Source organism: Streptomyces sp. NPDC058812 (assembly GCF_042744565.1).
GTDB lineage: Bacteria > Actinomycetota > Actinomycetes > Streptomycetales > Streptomycetaceae > Streptomyces > Streptomyces thinghirensis.
The window spans coordinates 123,094-141,832 of the sequence record NZ_JBHYOB010000019.1 but is presented as its reverse complement, the minus strand read 5'-3'; the positions used below and the strand labels follow the sequence as shown (position 1 = coordinate 141,832).

Annotated in this window: 13 protein-coding genes and 1 pseudogene; 1 reads left to right on the top strand and 13 read right to left on the bottom strand. The window is 70.2% G+C overall.

Annotated elements, in window-relative coordinates; genetic code table 11:
• Positions 1–5 precede the first annotated feature (5 nt).
• The 8 genes from ACFW48_RS31020 to ACFW48_RS30985 all read right to left on the bottom strand — a co-directional run bounded on the left by ACFW48_RS31020 (position 6) and on the right by ACFW48_RS30985 (position 11,950).
• The gene (locus tag ACFW48_RS31020; RefSeq protein ID WP_386320424.1) at positions 6–2,201 is read right to left on the bottom strand and encodes a DEAD/DEAH box helicase; all 2,196 of its coding nucleotides are present in this window, start codon (positions 2,199–2,201) and stop codon (positions 6–8) included.
• Positions 2,201–3,544, bottom strand: a complete 1,344-nt coding sequence (gene brxD / locus ACFW48_RS31015; protein WP_386320421.1) for a BREX system ATP-binding protein BrxD — start codon at positions 3,542–3,544, stop codon at positions 2,201–2,203. The genes ACFW48_RS31020 and brxD overlap by 1 nt, the downstream gene beginning before the upstream one ends.
• A complete protein-coding gene (gene pglZ, locus ACFW48_RS31010) occupies positions 3,541–6,279 on the bottom strand; it encodes a BREX-2 system phosphatase PglZ (protein WP_386320419.1) in 2,739 nt (912 codons plus the stop codon). The genes brxD and pglZ overlap by 4 nt, the downstream gene beginning before the upstream one ends.
• Positions 6,276–10,235: a hypothetical protein gene (locus tag ACFW48_RS31005; protein ID WP_386320418.1), complete on the bottom strand. Its 3,960-nt coding sequence runs from the start codon at positions 10,233–10,235 to the stop codon at positions 6,276–6,278. The genes pglZ and ACFW48_RS31005 overlap by 4 nt, the downstream gene beginning before the upstream one ends.
• A 221-nt stretch (positions 10,236–10,456) precedes the next feature.
• Positions 10,457–10,780 (bottom strand): hypothetical protein, encoded by a 324-nt coding sequence (locus tag ACFW48_RS31000; RefSeq protein ID WP_386320415.1) that lies wholly within the window; start codon positions 10,778–10,780, stop codon positions 10,457–10,459.
• The gene (locus ACFW48_RS30995) at positions 10,777–11,124 is read right to left on the bottom strand and encodes a DUF6247 family protein (protein ID WP_386320412.1); all 348 of its coding nucleotides are present in this window, start codon (positions 11,122–11,124) and stop codon (positions 10,777–10,779) included. Before ACFW48_RS30995 ends, ACFW48_RS31000 begins: the two co-directional genes overlap by 4 nt.
• Positions 11,125–11,234: 110 nt before the next feature.
• Positions 11,235–11,609, bottom strand: a complete 375-nt coding sequence (locus ACFW48_RS30990; protein ID WP_386320409.1) for a hypothetical protein — start codon at positions 11,607–11,609, stop codon at positions 11,235–11,237.
• A complete protein-coding gene (locus ACFW48_RS30985) occupies positions 11,606–11,950 on the bottom strand; it encodes a hypothetical protein (protein WP_386320408.1) in 345 nt (114 codons plus the stop codon). The genes ACFW48_RS30990 and ACFW48_RS30985 overlap by 4 nt, the downstream gene beginning before the upstream one ends.
• Before the next feature lie 195 nt (positions 11,951–12,145).
• Between ACFW48_RS30985 and ACFW48_RS30980 the strand changes: the two genes are divergently transcribed.
• The gene (locus ACFW48_RS30980) at positions 12,146–12,406 is read left to right on the top strand and encodes a GntR family transcriptional regulator (protein ID WP_386320407.1); all 261 of its coding nucleotides are present in this window, start codon (positions 12,146–12,148) and stop codon (positions 12,404–12,406) included.
• Positions 12,407–12,432: 26 nt separating this feature from the next.
• Here ACFW48_RS30980 and pglX read toward each other — a convergent pair whose 3' ends face one another.
• The 5 genes and pseudogenes from pglX to ACFW48_RS30955 form a co-directional block, all read right to left on the bottom strand.
• Positions 12,433–16,227 (bottom strand): BREX-2 system adenine-specific DNA-methyltransferase PglX, encoded by a 3,795-nt coding sequence (pglX, locus tag ACFW48_RS30975; RefSeq protein ID WP_386320404.1) that lies wholly within the window; start codon positions 16,225–16,227, stop codon positions 12,433–12,435.
• A 129-nt stretch (positions 16,228–16,356) separates the two neighbouring features.
• Positions 16,357–16,941, bottom strand: coding sequence for a hypothetical protein (locus ACFW48_RS30970; protein ID WP_386320402.1), 585 nt, complete (start codon positions 16,939–16,941; stop codon positions 16,357–16,359).
• Complete coding sequence (locus ACFW48_RS30965; RefSeq protein WP_386320400.1) at positions 16,938–17,567, bottom strand: hypothetical protein; 630 nt, start codon at positions 17,565–17,567, stop codon at positions 16,938–16,940. Before ACFW48_RS30965 ends, ACFW48_RS30970 begins: the two co-directional genes overlap by 4 nt.
• Positions 17,560–18,009 carry a hypothetical protein gene (locus ACFW48_RS30960; RefSeq protein WP_386320397.1) on the bottom strand — a complete coding sequence of 150 codons (450 nt, stop codon included), beginning with the start codon at positions 18,007–18,009 and terminating at the stop codon, positions 17,560–17,562. Before ACFW48_RS30960 ends, ACFW48_RS30965 begins: the two co-directional genes overlap by 8 nt.
• Positions 18,006–18,739 (bottom strand): annotated as a pseudogene (locus tag ACFW48_RS30955) (hypothetical protein); the annotation flags it as partial. The pseudogene ACFW48_RS30955 and the gene ACFW48_RS30960, both read right to left, overlap by 4 nt.

The following is an 18,739-nucleotide window of genomic DNA, read 5'->3' as shown; positions in this document are numbered from 1 at the left end:
GACCGCTACGTGCCCGTGAGACGGACGAACCGCACCGGCTCCGCCAGGACCTCGCCGGCATGGGGCACGTCCGCGGTACGCGCGGCGAGCGTCGCCACCGCGAGCCGGGCCGGCAGTGCCTCCGCGAACTTCAGGCCGCGCACGGCCCGCTCGTCCACCTCGGGCAGGCACAGCCTCGAGGGGACTTGGGCGACGGCAGCGCGCCAGCTTGCGGGGGTGACGTCCTCCCGGAGCGGGACCCACTGGTCGTTGGCCCGCCGATGCGGCACGACGACGGCTGACAGGGACGCGGCGAGGGTGGCGTTGGCCCGGTGGCCCGCCCAGGTCCACCAGCGAATGTCGCCGTCGGTGTGCCGGGTGACGAGAGTTCCGCCGGGGTGGACGGTGTGCAGGTGCCTGTCGCGGGCCTCGGCGAGTCTGGCGGCCGCGCGGGGCGTCAGCCGGACCGGCGGGTCCTCCCCGAGCAGGACGTCGCGGGCGGCACGGGTGAGGTGGAAGGAACGGACGCGGACGGTCGCGAATCCGCTCCACCGCGCGCGTCCGCCCTCGTCGGCCGGTTCCACGAAGCAGCGCTTGCGGTTCCAGTCGATGTAGGTGACCAGCCAGTTGCGCCCCGCGAGCAGCAGCTTGCGTGGGCCCTCGACGTGCTCGGTGAGCAGATCCGGGTCGGTGCGTCCGATCTCGGTGCGGCCGTGGAACACGGTGAACTCGGGTGGGGCCGTGAAGACCGCTGTCAGGTCCATGAAGTGCCGGTAGCCGTAGCGGCGTTCCGCTTCCGGTCCGACGAACAGCAGTCCGCCGTCCTCGTCGAGGTACCCCTGCTCCACGAGGTGACGTACGACGGGTGCGGCGCCCGGCCCGAAGGGCCCCATGCCGTTCCACCATTCCTGCCACAGGTTCCCTCCGACCCGCTGTTCCTGCAGGCAGAGCGCCAGGAGTTGCTGGGCGACCAGGTGGCGTGGCTCGGGAGGGGCGACGACCGGCTCCACCCATCCGCGGGACCACTGGAGCAGCAGTGCCGCGGCGGAGAGCAGCCCTTCACCGTCCAGGGCCAGGAAGAGGCAGTTGCGTGTCGTGCCGGGGCGTCGGCCGGTGCGGCCGAGGCGTTGCAGGAAGGAGGCGACGGAAGAGGGTGCGTCGAGCTGGATGACACGGTCCAGGTCTCCCACGTCGATCCCGAGTTCCAGGGTGCTGGTGGACACGATCACGCAGTCCCGTTCCTCCGCGAAGGCGGCCTCGGCGCGTCGCCGTTCGTCGACGGCGAGCGAGGCGTGGGAGAGGAAGGTGGTGACGCCCTTCGCACGGAGCCGTTCGCCCAGTTCCTCGACCGTACGGCGCGTTTCGCAGAAGACCAGGCGCTTCTCGCCCCGGTGCAGGGCCGCGATGACGGTCGCGGCGTTCGCGACCGAACCGACGTAGTCGAGCTCGATGTCCCCGGGAGGTGGCGGCGGTGACGGAGCGGCGGCTGGCTGGCGGGAGTCGGAGTGCCCGTCCAAGTGCGGGGCCACGACACGAGCGGGACGTCGCCCCCGTCCCGAGCCCTGGAGCCAGGCCAGCAGCTCCTGCGGGTTGCCGATGGTGGCCGAGAGGCCGACGCGCTGAAGCGGACGTCCGACCGTGCGGCTGAGGCGTTCGAGTACGGCGAGCAGGTGCCAGCCCCGGTCGTCGCCCGCGAAGGCGTGCACCTCGTCGACCACGACTGTGTGCAGTCCCGAGAAGAAGGCCCGGTGATCGACATGCGTGCTCACCAGCATGGACTCCAGGGATTCCGGCGTGGTGAGGAGGATGTCGGGACGTTGGGTGAGGATGCGGCGACGGCGCGGCGGCGTGATGTCGCCGTGCCACAGCTCGGCGGTGCGGCCCAGCCACTCGGTGTAGGTCCTCAGCCGGGGGTGGAGATTGTTGAGCAGGGCTTTGAGCGGGCAGACGTACAGGACACTGGTGCCCTTCCAGCCGTGCCGGCCCATGCGGGTCAGGAGCGGAAAGGCGGCGGCCTCGGTCTTGCCGCCGGCCGTGGGGGCGAGCAGCAGTGCGTCCTCGCCGCCGAGGAGCGGTTCGATCGCCGCCTCCTGGAGGAGGCGCAGGGAGCGCCAGCCCAGCGAGTTGACGATGTGGTGGCCGAGGACCGGGTCGAGCAGGTCGAAGACGTCGGCGGGCTCTTCTCCCGCGCCCGGGTGTTCGCCTGCGCCGGTGTCGCTCATCACGGGTCCAGGTCCAGGGCGACGTCCGCGGCGCTCGCGGCCGCGTTCCGTTCGATCTCCGTCAGCTCCTCGGTGTTCACGGTGAGCGCGTAGTGGGCGCGCGGGTCGAAGTCGACGAACTCGTCCACGCGGTCCAGGATGTCGGCGACGAGCTTGCGCAGGTAGAGCCGCGGCGCGACGCCGACCTTGCCACCGAGCGATCCGGTGACCGCGCGCGCCAGTTCGTCGAGGTAGGCGTCGTCGGCCCGCTCGGTGAGCCGTTCGGGATGGCGGGCGGCCCCCGCGTACAGGTCCCGTACCTTGCGGCCCAGCTCGCCGAGGGAGGTCAGGTCGAAGCCGGGCAGGCGCAGCTGCACGGCCCGCGGTGAGTCGAACCGCGGGTCGGTGGTGAAGTCGGTGGCCAGTCGCTGGGCGAGCGGCGCCAGGCGCTGCGCGCCCTGCTGACCGTCGTAGAAGGCCGGAGTGCCGGTGATGACGAGGAACAGTCCGGGGAAACGGCCCGCGTCGATCTCGTCGAGGAGCTGGCGCAGCGCGTTCAGGGACTTCTCACGCACGTCGCTGCGCACCCGCTGGAGGGTCTCGACCTCGTCGAGGACGAGGAGCAGCCCGGGGTGGCCGCAGTCCCGCAACACGGTGAGCAGGCCTTGGAGGAAGCCGAGGGCGGCGAAGTGGTCGAGGTCGCCCCGGACGCCGGCGGCGCGCTTCGCGGACGCCGCCACGGACCGCTGCCCGCCGAGCCAGGCGATCAGCGCCTCCGCGCTCGCGCCGTCCCCGGCCGCCACGGCCCGCCGGTAGCCGCGCAGGGCCGCGGAGAAGGCCGGGGTGGTGCGGGCCACGTCGGCAAGCCGACGCTCCAGCAGAGCGTCAACCGCCTCGGCCAGCGCGTCCTCGTCGTCCTCGTCGGCCTCACCGCCGTCGAGGACCTCCTCCTCCAGCGCGTAGAACCAGGAGTCGACCACTGCCCGGAGCGCGGAAGGCGGGTGGGTCGCCGTGGTGAGGCGCTCGCCGAGCCGGCGGTAGACGGTTTCCAGGCGGTGCAGCGGCGTTTCGGTCTCGGAGATCTGCACCTCGCTCACGGCGAGCCCGTGCCGCTTGGCCCGTTCGGCGAGCCAGCGCGCGAAGAACGTCTTGCCGGAGCCGTACTCGCCGCGCAGCGCGTGGAAGGCGGAGCCACCGCGGGCGATCGTGGCGAGGTCGTCGTCGAGGGCGGCCTCGAAGCGTTCCAGGCCGACGGCGAAGAGCCCGAGACCGGCCTGGGGCACGGTGCCCCGCCGCAGGGCGTCGATCACGTCGCGCCTGCGGGCGAGGCTGATGTCCGTTCCGGCTGCGGGCGGGCCGCTCATGCCGGTTCTCCCAGGAACTGCTGCACGAGCAGCGCCTTGTCGAGCTGGACGGTGCGTCCGGACTCGATGAGCTGGAGCACGGGGTAGCCGTCGATGTTGAGGAGGCGTTCCAGCACGGTGGCGAAGCGCTCGGGGTTGCGCTGTGACTTGCCCGTGGCCACCTGTGCCGCAGCCGCCACCGCTCCGGGCGACAGTTTCCCGCCCGCCGTGAGCAGTGCGTCGACTACGGCGGCGACGGCCTTGTCCGCCGGGGCGAGCCGTACGAACTCGCGCTGAGCCTTGTAGGGATCCGACCGCACGGTCCGCTCCCCGAGCGAACCCTGACCCGGCACCTCGAAGATGCCCTCGCTCTGCGGCTCCGGCTTCTGCCGACGTGTCCCTCCCGCAGGGGTCCGGGTGTCGGACGCAGATGCGGCGGGCGGGTGCTCGTCGCTGCCTCGCCACCAGCCGGGAGCGATGTCCTCGATGGGCAGCAGCGTCCATCCGGCCGGGATCTGGTCGGCGGACGGTACGAAGGTGAGCACGGGCACGGTGACCTCTGCCAGGGAGGCTCCACCGTGGTACCCGGCCTGTCGGGCGGTGTAGCGGAGGTCCTCACGCCAGGGCAGGACGGCCCGGCCGCCGGGCGTACGCACCCGTGGCCCGGACACCGCGATCTCGCCGTCGCCCGGCGATCCGATGCGCCAGCGGGCGCCTTCGACTCCCTCGGCGGAGGGCTGCTGCCGCCCGCGCGGGGTGCGGTCGAGGACGTGGCCGTGGTCGGAGACGAGCAGGACGGGCCTGCCGTAGTCGCGGGCGGCGTTCAGCAGGTCGGGCAGTTTGGCGATGTCGCCGAGCGACCAGCGTCCCTGGGCGCCCTCCCGGCCGTCGTCGAGCGCGTCGTCGATGGTGTTGACGACGACGGCGACGATGTCGTCGGTGGCGAGCGCCTGGAGCAGTTCCGGGGCCAGCCGGTGGCCGGGCGGGCCTTCGAAGCCGCCCTTGTGGAAGAGGTGGGCGCCCCGGTGGCGCTTCTTCCAGAAGGTGCCGAATCCGCCGCGTTCCCTGTCCTGCCCGCCCTCGGCCGGCTGCCCGCACAGCAGGGAGGTGCGGCTGGTCCGGGTGACGGACGGCAGCATGGACACGGCGGCCTGCCGGGCGGGCCGGGCTCCCTCGCGGGGCTTGGGCACCACCTCGGTCCACACACGCCGGTCCAGCTCTCCGGCGAGCTGCACGGCGACATCGGCGCTCATGCCGTCCAGGACGAGGATCAGTGGCCGGCCGCCGTCGCGGGCGAGGGGCGCCGCCGCCTGAGCGAGTACGTCCTCGATCAGCAGGGCACCGCCGGGTGCCTGCTGGCAGGCGTTCTCGGTCCACCGGGTGAGCCTGCGGGCGAACGCCTCGTCGAGTCCGGTGCGGCGGGCGCGTACGGCCCCTATCAGCCGCTGGTAGGCGTCGGCGACGGCCGGGTCCCGGGAGCTCTCCCCTTCGGCAAGGACACCCACGGCCAGGTCGGTCCAGCCGGACGAAGCCAGGTGGGTGCGCACGCCCTGGGCCACCGACTCCACCTCCGGCAGGGGCGCCCGCATCCAGCGAACGAGCCTTACCGCGGTGCGTGCGGTCTCCGTGGACTCCGCGTACAGCCCGCTCAGCTGGTGTTCGGTCAGTTCCCGCAGGGCGGCTTCCGCGGGTGCCGCGGGTCCGTCGAGGACAGAGGCCAGAGCGCGCAGCCGCGCCCGGTAACCGGAAGGGAGCAGCCGGTCGGCGCCGATCAGGGGGCTGAGCCGGGCATCGGCGGCGAGCCGGTCGGCGTGGTCGAGGACGTCGAGGACGCGGTCGCGGGCCGCACTGCGCTGTGGTCCGCTGCCCTCGGCCTGGGCGATCCAACGGCTGAGGACGCCGGTCGCGGCGTTGGCGAAGGGCCGCAGGGCGTCGAAGGAGGCCAGCGCGGAGCCGAAGAGCGTACCGAGGGCGAACCCGGCGGCCTCTGCCGCGGTGGAAGACAGCGCGGCCGAGGCGAGAGCCCCCAGCGGCAGGGCATCCGTGCCCCGTCCGTCGGCGGCGAGGGCCAGCAGGGTCGGAGCGGCGAACCCCACGGTCATGGCGAGCCACGCGCCGATTCCGTCCCGTTCGGCCGCGGACAGCCCGGCGTAGCGTGCCGGTCCCGTGGCGTTCCGGGACCACACGAACAGCGTGTCGGCGTCGAGGTCGAGGGTGTCGGAGGTGGTGTCCCCGATCCCGAGGCGGGCGGCGATCAGGGCCCGCACCGCGCGGTCCCGGGTGAGGACCGCGCCGACGCGCGGCCAGCCGTCGACCGGTTCGGCCTCCAGCAGGGCGTCGAGGAGCCAGCGTTCCCCGGCCATGCGGGTGTCCAGGTCGGCGGCGCCGAAGAGCTGCTTGACGATGTCGGCGCGGTCGACGGCGAGAGGGTGGTGGCGTACGGCGTGCGCCCGCAGGTCCCAGCCCAGCTGGTCGGCGGGGACCTGCCCGGTCACGACGAGGACGTCGGTGCGGTCCGGCTCGGCCTCGGCGCGGTGGCGCTGCCAGGCGTCGGTGATGCCGAGCACGGAGTCCTGGTCACTGACCCGCACCCAGTGGGTCCTGCCGTCGACGCGCAGGCCGAACTCGGTCTCCTGGCCGCGGGCCTCGTAGGCGGCGTCGACCAGCACGAGACGTCGGTCCGGAGCCTTGGGCAGTTCGGCCTGCAGCAGGACCTCGATCGCGCGCCGTCCGACGACGGGACGCGTGGTCGTCAACGAGTACCTCCGGTATCGGCGCCGCCGGAGCCCCGGCCGGTGCTGTCCGTGCCGTCGGCCCGGCGCCAGATGATCTCCACCTCGGCGTCCGGCTGCCCGGCGCGGAACTCCTCGATCTCCTGCCGTACGGCGGTCAGTTCGGCCATGAGGGTCTCCAGGCCGCTGGTCCCGGCGCCGATGACCCGTCGGACGCCCCTGGCGGACGTACCGGGCGGCAGGGAGCCTCCGGCCGGCGCCGCTCCGGACTGCGACGCCCCGGACGGCTCCCCGTCGGCGGGCCTCGGCAGGACGGGCTGCGAGGGCACGGCCGGATTCCCGTGCTGGGTCAGGGACACCTGCTCGGGTCCCGGCGCGGGCGGCTCCGGGGTGACCGGAACGGTCCGCTCGACCCGCAGCGCGGCATCGACGACGGCCATCGCCGTCTCCCGTACGCCACCCAGTACCGGCACCAGCGACCGCTCGTACTCCGAGGCACGGCCGGCCTCGGTCAGCTGGGCCAGAAGCCGGCTCGCGCGGTCGCCGACGCTGTCGTCGCGGCCGGTCAGCTCGCGGACGCTCTTCAGCAGCCGCCAGTCCGTGCCGTCCAGGGCGGCCAGGACTTCCGCCGCGCTCTCCATGGCCTGGGCCAGCTCACGGGCAGGTGTCTTGTAGGAGAGTGCGGCGAGTTCCGCGACCAGCGCGGTGGCGTCGGTGGCGTGCCGGGTGAGCCGTGCGAGCAGCCCGGCGGCCTCCCGCAGGACGACCGTGCGCGGGGCCGGGTCGGGGCCGTCGAGGCCGACCAGTGCCGCGTGCCGCTCCAGGGTGGCGCGTACGGCGGCCACGTCGTCCTCGAACTTCCCGGCGCGGGCACGCACGTCCTCGGCGAGCTTGTTGACGTGGCGGGCGTACGGGTTCGGCTTGGCGGGCACGCCGAACAGGCGGGCGGCCTGGTCCCGGGCCGCCTCGTACACGTCCTTGTCGGGCAGCGGCTGGGCGCGCAGGGCCCAGCCGGGGGCGATCGACGTCAGGTCGGGCGCGGCGGTCTCCGGGCCCGAGTGGAACACCCAGGCGCGGTCGTCGAGCAGCGCGTACACGGCGATGATCAGGTTCTCGGTCTGCCGGTCGAGGCCGGTGTACCCGAGGTCCTCGGCGAGCCAGCGCCGGATGTCCTCGACCTTGAGCAGCTCGCGCTCGCCGTGCTTGGCCGCGGCCTGGTTGATCCGGGTGCGCCACTCCCCGCGCAGCACCAGCGGCCCGTCGTGGACGGTGCCGATCTCCAGGGGCTCCACGATGCGCTTGACGGTGGCGAGGTGGCCGTTGTCGACCTCGACGCGGCCCTCCTCGTCCATGGCCCGCGTGATCCACTCCAGGGTGGTCCGCAGCTCGCCCACGGTGACGGCCCGGCGCTGTCCGCTGCGCGGGTCGGGCCCGAAGTCGGGGTGCTTGTCGTACAGGGCGCCGAAGACGCCGTCGGCGAGGTGGAGGACGTTGTCGGCGAAGGTCTTGCCGCCCTCGGGCTCGGGTCGCCCGAAGGCGGGCAGCAGAGACAGAACGTGCCTGCCGGCCACCACCTCGGCGCCCTTGGTGTCCTCCCGGGGGTGGGAGATGCCGTACACCTCTCCGAGGGAGTCCACCAGGGTGTTGGTGAGGTTGTCGCGTCCCATCTCCAGCTGCCGCCGGATCTTGGCGCGGTCGTCGGGCGCGTAGTTGCGGGTGAACTCGTCGAGCCGGTTGCGCTCCAGGAGGAAGCTGATCCGCATCAGGCGGCCGAGCTGGGCCTTTCGCTGCTCGGAGAAGAAGTCGGGCAGCCAGACGAGGGTGGGTTCCTCGACGCCGTTCTGCTGGAGCTCCATGACCCGCTGGTAGTCGTACGACGGGGTACGGTCGTTGTCCTCGTCGAAGGGGTAGTCGACGACGAACCGGATGTTCCCGCCGGTGCCCGGGGCGAACTGCTCGTCGGCGAGCTTCCCGGAGTCGCAGACGTTTCCGAAGACGAACTCCACGGTGCGCTTGGTGCCGCGCCAGACGATGTCCTTCTGGTCGAGCAGCTCGCCCTGCTTGACGCCGAACAGCTCCCACAGCCGGTCGCGCACCCACACCCGGCGCACACCGTCCTTGTCCTCACCGGCCACCGTGTTGAGCAGCGGCTCGATGTCCAGGTCGGACAGGTGCAGCGAGAAGACGGGGTCGGTGTCGCCCTCGGTGCGCACCTCGGTGATGAACTCGCCCTGGAGCGCGGCCATCCGCTCGACGACCTTGTCACCGACGGGCACGGTCCGGGAGTGCACGGACCCGTGGTTGAGGGCGGCGAGCCGGGTGCCGGTGAGCCTGCGCAGCGCGGGCACCTCGGGGGCGAGGGCGGCGAGCAGCAGCGTCTTGACGAAGCGGTCGTCGGCGAGGAAGTCCTTGTCATCCGGACGCCCGTACTTCCCCAGCAGGAACTGACGGGCCTTGGCGTGGAACTTCTTCGCCGCCTCGGCCTCGTGCGCGAGCTGGTCGGTGAAGGCGGCACCGGTCTCGTCGACCAGTACGTCCCACAGATCACCGAGCGGGATGAGCCCGCCGAGCGGCGCGTCGGCGTTCCGTTCCAGCAGCTGCTGGACGAGCTTCAGACCGCTGCGCTCGCGCTGGAGCGCGCCCGACAGGGCGACAAGCACGTTCAGCAGGGCGGGCGAGAGCGGATAGACGGCGCGGAAGTCGTCCCAGTCGGCGTGCGTGACGCCCTTGTCGTCCAGCAGGACGTCCTTCACCTGCTGGTTCGACTTGTCGACGCCCCGGAAGGCCGCTTCCAGGACCTCTTCCTGCCCCGCCTTGGGCTTGAGCACCCGCTCCTTGATGATCTCCGGGAGGTTGCGGTCCTCCAGGTTGATGACCGTGAAGCGCTCCTTCAGGTACTCCAGCGCCTGCTCCATGTTCTGCACGTCGGAGCCGAGGATGTCCTTGCCGACGAGCTGGGACAGGTCACGCTGGCGGGAGATGAAGGAGACGATCGGCACGGGCCGGTCGGGGTTGTCCGACTCGATCAGCTTGACGAGCTTCTGGATCTCCTCGTTGACCCACGTCCGCTCCCGCATCCGGGCCTGGAGCCAGAGGATCAGCTCGTCGAGGAACAGTACGACGCCGTCGTACCCGATGCTGCGGGCGTGCTTGCTGATCACGCTGAGCCCGTCATCGAGGGACAGGAAGCCGTCCGCACCCCCGGCGTACGACTTCATGGGCCCGTTGACCAGGGCGGACACCAGCCGCTCCCGCCCCTTGTCCCCGGCGGGCGCGGCGAAGGCGGCACCGAGTTCGTCGCCGGTCCAGGGGGTGGCGGTGCCGGAGCCGATGGGCGCGAGGTCGCCCGCGACGGCGGACGCGTTACCGATGGGGGTCAGGCCGTCGCCCCCGGCTCCCTGGGGCGAGGCGGTGGCCGCGTCCCCCAGAAGCCGGATGAAGGCCTCGTCACCGATGGACTCCCGGAGCGCGCGGGCGTCGGCCAGCAGCGCGTCCGACTTGTACACGGTCGGCACGGACACGTTGCCGGGCAGTGCCCGTACGGTCTTGACGTAGCCGCCGAGCAGCGCGGACTCCAGGTTCTCGGCACCGATCAGGTGATACGGCACCATGAGGAACTTCCGGCCGCCGAGCCACTCGCGGTGCTCGGCGACGACCTCGCGCAGCCGGGGCTTGCCCTGGACGGACGGCTCGCCGTTCAGCACGGCGTGCAGCACGGTCAGGAAGTGGCTCTTACCGGAGCCGAAGGATCCGTGCAGGTAGGCGGCGTACGAGCTGTTCTTCCGGACGGCGCCGCGGACCAGCCTGAGCGCCTTGTCGAACTCCTTGGCCAGCTGCTCGGTGACGACATAGTCCGCGACGGATCCGGCCGAGTCGTCACCGAACCCCCGGGACAGCTCGATCTTGAAGTCGCCGGCGTGGGCGTCCTCCTTGATCTCGAGAACGTCCTTCAGTACGACATTTCCGCCGCCCCTGGCCATCTGCCGCCCCTGCTTCCCACAACGTCCCACCCGACCGCCACCCGGCCGGCTGCCCGGCGCGGCCCGGCGGTCACCCGGGCCCCGCACACAACCCTTCCATCCTGCCAGCTCGGCGGGGCGGGGGCGGGGGGTGCGCGGGACCGGGGGTGACTGCCCGCCGGGGCGGGGTGCCGTCCGGCGGGGTCGGTCGAGGGGCTTCCGACGGGGCATCGGATTCCCGGTCACTGCCAGAAGACCTCTTCCACGGTGATCTGGGGATCCTGGACACGCGGGACGAAGGTGTAGACGAGCCATCCCCGATGGTTGTCGAAGAACAGGATGTGGGGGCCCTTGGGGTCGGTGGACCGTACCGGTTCGACGTACATGGACGCCGGGAGGTCGGCATCGGCGTCGATACCCCGGAAGTACGGGTCCTTGGCGGTAACCAGCTCGGCGCGGACCGCGTCGACCATCTTCCGGGCCGACTCCGGCAGTCCGTCACGGTCCGCCAGCGCGTCGACCCGCCAGTCCATCTGCCAAGGCGGCCCCATGAATGCATCGGTCACTCGCCGGGCTCCGTCGTTCGCACCTTGTGGCGGATCTCCGACGCCTCTTCAAGGAGGGCCTTGGCCTCGGCGAGGTCGGTGGACTCCGCCGCACGGTGGTGCAGGTCTGCCATGTGCGCGTCGAGCTCCGGATCACGGGCGATCGCGTACTCACTCCACCAACGGGCCATGAACGCAGGAAGCGGCCCGATGTCGAAGGTATCGGCGATCGCCCGCTTCCAGTGCTCGTCGAAGTCGGGCAGGAGCTGGGGAGCGTGCTGGGCGATGGCAGCGCGGAGCGCCTTCGGGTTCCGTTCGGGCATGGGCGGGACGCCCGGCCTGGGTTCTGCGGCGTGAGCGGACATGACCGGATGTACTCCTTCGTGCTCCTTCGGCGCACCGTGCCTTCGACGATAGCCCGCCTCGGTGGCCCGGGGCGGGGCCTGCGGCTGCGCGAGGGACGTGAGGCGGTAGGTCATGGGCGTGCTCCCAGATCACGGTCAGCGGGGCCGTTGCCGACCTCGCGGATGGGCTCCTCACCCAGGTCGTCAGCGTCGTCACCGGCCGGGGGCAGCCGTCTGCCTCGGGACTCAGCGACCCTGAGGGCGTCGGCGAGGCACTCGGTCAGCCGGATGGCGGTGTAGCGGACCTCGGCGTTCGGGGTGAGCGGGTCGTCCAGCACGCGACGGGCGGAACGGCACACGTCCAGCCCTTCGGCGAGCTGGCGGGCCTCCGTCTCGTCGGCAAGACGGGACATGATCCCGCCGTTCCCTCCGGGGGCGAGGTAGCAGGGCTTGCCCTCCGGTGACAGCCAGGGGAGCAGGCGGAGAGGGGTGGGTCGGTACGTCACGCGGCCACCGGCCGCTGCTCGGCACCGACGATGTGCTGGTCGAGGTCGATCCTGAAGTCGGCGGCGAGGACGAGGGCGAGGCGGCGGTACTGCTGACGTGACCGTTCTTCTTCGTGGGCGGTGAGGTACGGGCGGACGAGGCGGGTGGCTGCGCCGTCGAGGGGCAGGTGTCGGCAGTACGGGGAGTGGTGGAGGGGGAGGCGTGTGGGGGCCGTGGCTCGCGGGGTGCGGTGGGTGGGGCGGGGGGTTCGGTGGCGGGGGGCGCCTGCTCGGTGGGTTCCCGTGCCGGGGCCGAGGAGAAGGGTGAGCCAGTGGGTGAGGCGGCGGATAAGGTCTTGCATGTCGACGCTCCTACGTAAGCGTTGGCCGTGCCCCGGGAGGTCTAGCCACCTCGCCGGGGTCTTTACGTCGCTGAAGCTACACCTGGATGCATCCCTCTACATACAAGTACAGAGAGATCCATCCGAACGTGGAGATGATGACACGCCTACGTTGGACATATGAGCGATAAGGACCAGCCGACTCCCTTGGACCCGATGAGCGCCAGACCGCTCTACATCCAACTGGCCGACGTGATCGCCAAGAAGATCCAGTCGGGCGAACTGGCGCCGGACAGGCCCATCCCCTCGGAGAGCCATCTCGCCGACGAGTACGGCGTGGCACGCCTCACCGCGCGCCGAACTGCTCAGGAACTCCGGGAACGAGGACTCATCGTCACCGTGCGCGGCAAGGGCTCCTTTGTCGTGGAGCAGCTACCGACCAACTCGCCCGAAAACGAGAGCGGGACCACCGACTGATCGTCCCGCCTGTTCTCGTCGTATCGTTATTGGGCGGCCTTCTTGCGCCCGCCCCGCCCCTTTTCAGGACGCCAGTCGCGAAGGTCGGACTCCGAAAGGTGCCGGTCGGCACAGCCCTTGTTCAGCGCGGTCTGGAACTCGCGGGCGGGGCTGTCGCCCCACTCCTCGTCGTACTCGTCGTACCACTGGTGAACCCAGGGCATGATCTCCAGCAGCCCCGCCAGAAGCGGCACGAACCTCGGGTCCTCCCGCTTCCAGCCGTCCTGCTCGGCACGGTCGCTGATGAGGTTGACGAGGGCTTCGGCCTGATCCCGGTGGTTCCAGCCGGCCCAGCCCAGAAGCAGGGAGGGGTCACTGTCGGTGGAGGCACCGGGGTAGGAGATGAACCGCTCCTTCGGCACGTCGAGCTTGCCGCGGTGGGACCAGTAGGAGTGCCGAAGGAAATCGGCACCGCTATACTTCGGCGGCACCTTGATGTCGAGCCGCTCGCCGGTGCGGTCCTCCTCACGCTGCTGCTCCCAGACCCGCTCCCACTGGGCTCGCTTGCGCAGGCCGGACTCCTTGTAGCGGAGGGCGGCGAGATAGGGGACGTGCTCGCTCTCGATGACGGCTTGGAGCACGGTGGCGAGGGAAGCCTCGGGCTTCTTGAGGTGGTCCGCCGCGTAGAGCGCCGCGACGGACTGCACGTCGTCGTCGTGCCGCAGGGCGTCGGCGAGCTGGTAGACGGTGAGAGTGCGGGGTGCCGTGTACTCCCCCCGCTCCCCGAACCACAGCTCCTTCCGCTCGGCAGCGCCCAGCAACCAGGCACGCAGTGCGGCAGCCTCACGCTTGTGCCAAGGTTCGATGGACCAACGACGCTTGTACTCGGGACGTTCGAGCAGCCGGATGTCCTTGTTGGAAGCGATGAGATCAAGCCGCGCCCGCACGACCCTCTTGTAGGCATCGGGCCATGATGCGGGAATGCCGGAGACAGCGGTGTCTTGCGATTTGTGTCGCTCGAACCACGCAGTCTCGATTTCACCGGCGTCGGCCTCCTGCTTCAACAACATCTCGAAAGCCCGCTGCCCGAGGGCGAGTTGCGGCACGTCGGTATCACTCAGCTCAGCGGGGTCCCCGGGCAGTGTGGTGGCCGCGACCTCCTTGGCCGTGAGCAGCCCATAGGCTCCGTAGACAATCCAGTCCAGCTCCTCCTGGAGGAGGATCATCCAGGACCGGATGCGGTCCTGAGCCTCGCTGGCTTCGTCGAGAAGGGAGCGGGTAGGCGTGCCAGACGCAGTGACAGCCGCTGGCTCGCACTTGGCCAGCTTCTGAGCAAGAGCGTCGAGTTCACATGGCAGGGCCAGGGGACGCGTTTCCGGTAGAGGGAAATCTTCAAGCTTGGTACCAGTGAATTCGTAGCGTTCCTCCCACTCTTCATCCTGCACACCACGCCCGAGACCGCTACCACCCTTCCCTTGACTGACCTGTTTCAGCCAGAAACAAGCAGACGAGGAGTTGAGCACTCCCATCAATCCCAGGTGCCGCTCCTCGTCGGAACCATCCGGCAACTTGATAACTGGTGCAGAACGATTGAATACCGCACCACCTCTACCAAGTATAAAATGATTGTGCGTGGCAACAAAAGCAAAGGAAATCAAGAAGGGAGCACGGGTACGATCCCAGGACAACATAATATGTTCATGCCACGCCATGCCTCGCTCTTCGCGAGTCTTGCCAAAGGTTAGCCCTGCCCGCAAATTGCTGCGATACGGCCAAAAAAGAACCGTCTCCTGTAGCGACGCATCCGCCCGCTCGCCTCCATAAGGCCAGATAACCACAGCATCAGTGGTGGCATTCCAGTCGCGGAGTACGTCACCAGTGATCAGGGTTCTATTTGCCGCGTGGTGTCGATTCCATAGGGTCGACAATCTATCAGCACTAAAAACGTCATCTTCTCCCAGGATGTCATGGAATCCGGTGGATTCGATGACATCCCCGAGCCGACATGCTCGCCGCCCCTCCAAGGTTTCCATCACCGAACTCGCACCACCGCCGCTCAGCGACCAAGGGAAAGAAGCGAACCGATCCCGCGTGGCGTCCTCGACGCTCACCCACTCCGACTCGCTCCCAGGCTTCCCCACCTGATCGGTGATGGCGCCCCATACAGACCCGGGCGATCCCTCTTCCGGAATGCCCGCCTCACCCCGCACCCCCAACACAGCCCGAATCGGCTTAGCCTGCCGAGCCACCTGATTCCGCCCCACCAGAATCACCGTCGGCGTACCATGGCCCGAAATATAGGCCCCTGATGTATCGATAATATGCGTCAGATCCACACCACCGAAGTCACGCTTCCGCTTGCTCCTCGGGTCCTTGTAAGGCCCCCCATGGAAGAATGACTCGATCAGAACCTTGCCGAACTCCCTCTTCATGAACGAGTTCGCCGTGATCTGCCCCGTGAAGCCACCGTCCTGATGGCTGCCCCCCGCCCGCAGCGCAAGCTCGAAAATCCGCTGAGCGAACGGAACCGACAACGCGTACTTGCCCGAGCAAGCCCAGTACACGTCCCGATAATTCTGGTTCTCCTGCTTGTCCTTGACCGTAATGTACGGCGGATTGGCCACCACCACGTGATACGACCCGCGCCCCAGGAGGTCCACCTCCCGCACGTACTCCTTGACGTCCTCCGTCCGATACGTAAAGACCTCTCGACGCACAAGGTCGTCAAACGTCGCGTCGGCCTCCTGACCGGCCTCCCGCCCGTGCAGCAGCGAATCCCCCACCGCCACCCGAATGGGCATGGCCGGCGCCCGCCGAAGCTCCCGTACGCCCCCCTCCTTCAGCGCGGCAACAAGCAACCGGAACCGGGCGATCGACGCGGCGAACGGGTTCTTGTCGGCCCCGTGGACCGACTCCAGCGCACGCCGGATCAGAACCCACCGATCCGTGCCGGGCTCCAGCTCACGCCACTTGTTGAAGATCCGCTCGAACAAGCCGAGCAAGAAGTGCCCCGAGCCACACGCGGGGTCGATGCAGCGAAGCCCTCGTACCTGCCCGTCCTCGTCGATCTCCCCCCGCCAGCCATCAGGCCGGTGCTTCCACACCGGATCGAGCCCGAACTCCTCCACGGCGGGTTCCAGCGTCAGGTCGAGGATGAACTTCTCCACGAACCGCGGCGTCTGGAGCAGCGCGTACGTCTTCCGGGCGTGCTCGGACAGGTCCTGGTACAGGTCACCGAGGAAACGGGTGTTCAGCTCGGGGTCGGTGAAGTCGTGGCGGACCTGCCCCTCCGCGTCACGCTCACGCCAGAAGGAAAGCAGGCGGGTCGCCGCCCCGTACGACGGAGTGACCTCCCACAACGGGTTGAACCGCTCGTCGAACAGCCCAGCCGCAGTCGGGTGGGAATCACGCAGCGCCTTGAACGCCTCGAACAGCCAGTCCCGGTCGTTGTGCTCCGGATGCGCCCGGAAGTAGTCATCGTGACGATCTTGCGCCTCGGACAACCGCTCCCCCGGGCCCGACAGCCACGCGTCCGGGATCAGCCCGTTGTCCTCGCTGAAGCGGACGAACACGCAGGCCAGCACCCACGCGGCAGCGATCTGTACGAGTCGGTCCTCAAGCCAGGTCTCGTAGCCGACGCCGATACGGCCCTCATCGTCGGCACGCTCATACTCGGCGACCAGCGACGGCGCGATCTCCTCACGAGCCGCCCGCTCCCTGAGATCCGCCTCCAGCAACGCGACCTGCTTCTGCAGGTCCTTCAGCAGCGTCTCGTGGCGCGGCGACGCGCTCTCCTCGGACGATGCGGGCGACTCCACGCCCCGGACTTCCGCAGACGACACCGGTGAACACTCTCCATCCCGACCGACCCGCCGTGTGGACACGGCGTGCCCGCCCATCCTGCCAGTTCCGGCCCGGGTGACGGCAGGACGGAGGCGAGTGGCAGCCCGAGGGGTGCCCCGTACCGCGTGCTACACCGGCACGCTGATCCGCCCGGCGAAGGCGTCGATGTCGTCCATGGCGCCGAGGACCCGGCGCGGGTCCGGAGCGGCGACGACGACCAGCACGTCGCAGCCCGCCTCCTCCACCCGCCAGGCGTACCGCACGCCCGCGACGATCGTGCGGTCCTCCTCCGTCTGCGTGTAGCGCAGGGAGCGCAGGCCGGTGCCGAGCAGCTCGGTGGTGAAGTCCTCGACCACGGGCTTCTCCACCAGGTACGGGTCCTCCGTGGCGACCAGTGCCCGCAGGGTCTCCTCGCGGTCGCCGTCCGCCTCGAAGGCCCCGACGTACACGGGCAGGGGCATGAGCCGCGGGTCCGGCAGGTGGAGGTAGACGTCGAAGCCGGGGTGGCTGCCCGGGAACTGCTCGGCGCAGGCTTGCAGGGTGGCGGCCAGGCCCTTGAGGTCCTTGCGGGTCGGATCGAGGTCGCTGTCGCCCCACCACGCCTCGGACATGTGGCGGGCCCACTGCTTGGGACCCTTCCAGGGTGTCGTCTCCCACGCGTCCGGGAGTTTCATCCACAGGTCGGTGTCGTAGTCCACATGCGGCCAGCTCACGAGCGGCTCCATCGGAAGGTGGTCATCATCGCGTCGAAGAGTTCCACGAAGAGGTCGGCGATCGCGTCCTCGGGGTCGCCCGCGCCGAGGGTGGAGAAGACGACGCCGAGCCAGCGACCGTGGTCCTCGGGGACGGGTACGACGTAGTCGACGCGGCGCGAGGCGAGTTCCCCGCCGGCCGGGGCGTCGGCGGCGACCGTCCGCTCCGTCCGGACGGCGCGCACGCCGTCGAGTTCGACGACGCTCGTCTCGCCGCCCCGGCCCGGTGCTTCGAGGAGCCGGTGCGCGACGGCCGAGGGGTCGACGGCGACCTGATCCGGGAACTTCATCTCCGACACCACGATCGAGGCGGGGACGGCGATGCCGTGCATCCGTTCGAGGGGAAGGTAGAGGTCCAGGGCTTCGGCGCGCCGGGCCTCCTTCACGGCCTCGGTCAGCCGCCGCTCCATCTCGCGCCGGTACGGGCCGATCCTGTCGTGGGGGACGTTCGCCGGGAGTTCCGCGAAGGCGTCGTCGACTATGGACCGTATCGCCTCGTCGGTTCCGGAGCGCATCGGTATGCGGACCCATTCCGGCGGCAGGATCAGCTGGTAGCCGTGCGGGGCGGTGGTCGTGCGGTCAGTCACGGTTGCCTTTCCGCAGCGTGTGGACCCTCGGCAGCGCCCACTGGGTGAGGGGCGCGGCCAGGGGAAACAGTACGTAGGCGAGGGAGCCCGTCGCGAAGCCGGTCAGGCAGTTCAGCAGGGCGCCGCCGAAAACCACGACGGGCAGCGAGGAGTCCTGCTCGGGCGAGCGCGCGTACTTCACCACGAGCCGCACCAGGAAGGCCGTGGCGACGACGACGACGGGTCCCAGCACGTACCGGAGCACGGTCGTCGCCACGTCCTCCGAGGCCGCACCCGCGACCATGGCGGTGCAGAAGAGGAGCGGCGGGATCATCGAGACCACGCGTGCGACGGCGACGTCCCGGGAGTAGGCGCGCTCGGCCGCCTCCCGCTCGCGCTGCGTCTCCCGTCTGCCTTCCCGCAAGCGCTCGAAGTAGCGCTCGCCCGGCTCGCGCCGGCTCACCAGGTGGACCCGACCTCGGCGGTGTACATGTTCTTGTAGTCCTGGAACGGTTCGAAGTACGGCTTGTCGGTCACCGTGTCGCTGGAGCCGAGGGCCTTGCCGCCCAGGTCGATGCCCTGTCCGGCGATGAACACCTGCTGACTGTGGCGCAGGTACTCCTCGGCGCCCTGGCTGGCCGCGTGGACACCGCCGTGCTCCGCGTAAGCGGCCCGCGTCTTCATGATGTCCTTGTACGCCACGGCCGCGTCCTTGTCGCCGCCGGCCTTGATGATGTCCATCTTGCCGACCTTGGGCAGCGGCGCCTTCGCAGCCACCGTCTCGGCACCGGAGCCCGCCTTGGCGGCGAGGGCGTCCGCCTGCTCGATGGCCTCGCGTGCCGCACGCTTCTGCGCCTTGGACGCGCTCTTGCTCGCGAGGGTGCGTCCGGCCTGGCCGTACGCCTTGCTCATGCCGTTCTTCGCGGCACTCGTGGCGGCCTTCTTCGCGCCCGCCGCCGCAGCCGCCCGGGTCGCGGCCTGCCCGGCCTTCAGCCCGGTGACGGCACCCCGCCCCAGGCCCATCGTGGCCAGTGCGAACACGTCCAGCGCGACGTCGGCCCAGGAACCCTGCCCGGCCGCGGCCATCACCACCCTCGCCACGAGTACGGCGATGCCCGCGGCGAGGACGATGCCGATCCCGATGCCGGAGACGAAGATCGCCGCGATGGCGAGGGCCGTGGCGACGTAGCACG